Source organism: Vibrio sp. 10N.222.48.A3, from assembly GCF_041475345.1.
Taxonomy (GTDB): domain Bacteria; phylum Pseudomonadota; class Gammaproteobacteria; order Enterobacterales; family Vibrionaceae; genus Vibrio; species Vibrio tasmaniensis_A.
Genome location: NZ_JBFRVX010001318.1, coordinates 1 through 2,184, shown reverse-complemented (window position 1 = coordinate 2,184; position 2,184 = coordinate 1). Strand labels below are relative to the sequence as shown.

At 46.1% G+C, this 2,184-nt stretch carries 1 protein-coding gene and 1 pseudogene; both read left to right on the top strand.

Translation table 11 applies throughout. From position 1 onward, the window contains the following. Window positions 1-582: pseudogene (locus AB4653_RS26040) on the top strand (hypothetical protein); the annotation flags it as partial. Between the two features lie 2 nt (window positions 583-584). After that, window positions 585-2,184: BatD family protein (locus tag AB4653_RS26035; protein ID WP_372105669.1), on the top strand; the 1,600-nt coding region annotated here is incomplete at its 3' end.

Below are 2,184 nucleotides of genomic sequence, written 5' to 3'. Positions count from 1 at the left end.
CAGCAACAGCAACAGCAAGACGATTCTAAGTCCAAAGACCAAAACGAACAAGACCAGCAAGGTCAGCAAGGTCAGCAAGGTCAGCAAGGTCAGCAAGGTCAGCAAGACGATTCTTCGCAAAGCTCGCAGGATCAACAACAAAGCTCAGCTGACAATGGGAAGTCGCAAAGTCAAAGTGGTAGCCAAGATCAAAGCAACAAACAAGATCAAAGTGAAAACCAAGATCAGAATACTGACCAAAGCCAAGCTGATGATAGCCGCTCTGATTCCAAGACGGATGAAGAAAGCGACAAGCAAGCTGTGCAACAAAACAAAGCGGATCAAGCAGATAAACACTCACAGGACAAAGGTGACTTAGCATCTCAAACTGCCCAAGCACAAGAGGCTGCTAAGGAAGACAGTGATAACAACACTCAACCAGCTGCAGCACAAGCATCAGGTCAACCTATGTCGAGCGATCCGGATATGCGAAAGCTTGAGCAAGTAGAAAGCGCCCGTGACCCGAGCCAACTGCTTAAAGCGCAAATGATTCTACAAGCACGCCAAAAAAGTACTCCTAACAACCAAAACAAAAAGTGGTAACCATGCGATCTTTAAACAAGCCATTTTTATCAATGCTACTGACACTGCTAATCGGTGTTTTCTCGTCACACTCTGTATTCGCAGCGACCGCTGTGGCGAGTGTTTCGCAAAACAGTGTTACCAAAGATGAAGTCTTCCTACTTAGAGTGGCGACCGATGAAAAAGTATCGTCCGGTGCTTTAGATCTAACCTTCCTTCAGAAGAATTTCTACGTCGGCACCCCAAGCTTTGGGTCATCAATGCGAATCATCAATGGTAGCCGCACTGTGTCTAGCGAGTGGAATATTACCCTTGCCCCACTTCGATTAGGCCGATTAGAGATTCCTAGCTTTGATATTGAAGGCGCTAAAACTAAGCCGATCACCATCAACGTTTCGGTTAATAAAGCAGCTCCAAAGCAGAGTGATATGGCCGAGTTTCAACTTAATCTGAGTAAAGACTCGCTATACCCTCAAGAGGTCGCGGAACTTGATGTAAAACTCATCATCAAAGCGGATCCAAGAAGATTACAAGATCCCCAAATCTCTCTACCAAACTCATCAAATTTGGACGTGGAACCCATCGGTGAGTCGAAACAGTTCCAAGATGTTATCAACGGACAAGAAGTCACCGTTGTTCAGCAATCTTTCCATATATCCTCACAACAAGCAGGACAATTTCAGCTTCAAGGGCCAAAGTTAACCGGTGCTGTTGTTTACTCAACCAACAACTCAAGCACAACGCGCCTTTTCCAACTCGACACGCCCGTTGAAACCTTAGATGTCACAGTGAATCCTGTACCAAAAGGCTATCAAGGTGAGTGGTTACCAACATCGAACTTCAAGTTGATTCAGAAATGGTCAGATAGCCAAGGCAACGAGCTGACAGGTAGCAATGCTTTAGGTGGCGACAAGCAGAATATTGAAATGGAAGCCGGTGATTCGTTAACTCGTACCATCACAATGACAGCCAGCAACTTGACCCAACACCAGTTACCAAAACTGAACATCACCTACCCTAAATCGGTGCGCGTGTATGAAGAGAAACCGCAATTTGGCACAACCCAGTCTGGTGATGCTGTGGTCGTTTATAAGCAAATATTGATTCCGAAAGAGGCCGGAAATATCTCGCTTCCTGATGTGTCTCAAGCTTGGTTCAACACCGATACGCAATCGGAACAAACCACTAAAGCGCTTGGCTTAAAATTGTCGGTACAAGCTAGTGAGCGAGCAACATCAAGTATGCCTCCTCCAGCGATTGAAGCACCGGCACAACAAGCCAGCCCGACGATTGTTACCGTTGAAAACCCAGGAATGTGGCCTTATCTAACAGCGCTGTTTGCAGCATTATGGTTAATCAGCTCGGCGTTTGCTTTCTACTTCTGGTCACGCCGCGCTACAGCAGTAAGATCAAAGCAAAAAGATGAACGTCAATCCGATACGGCAGAAGCGCTGATTGCAGCTCTGAAAATGAAAGACGGTGTGAAGACGAGAACCTTGTTCGAACAGTGGAAAACAGAAAACCCAGACTTGAGTGATGAGACGTTAGAAACAATCGAAGCTGAGCTCACCAAGCTAAATCAGAGCCTCTATGCTGAAGATGACTCACTAAGTCAGCCATGGG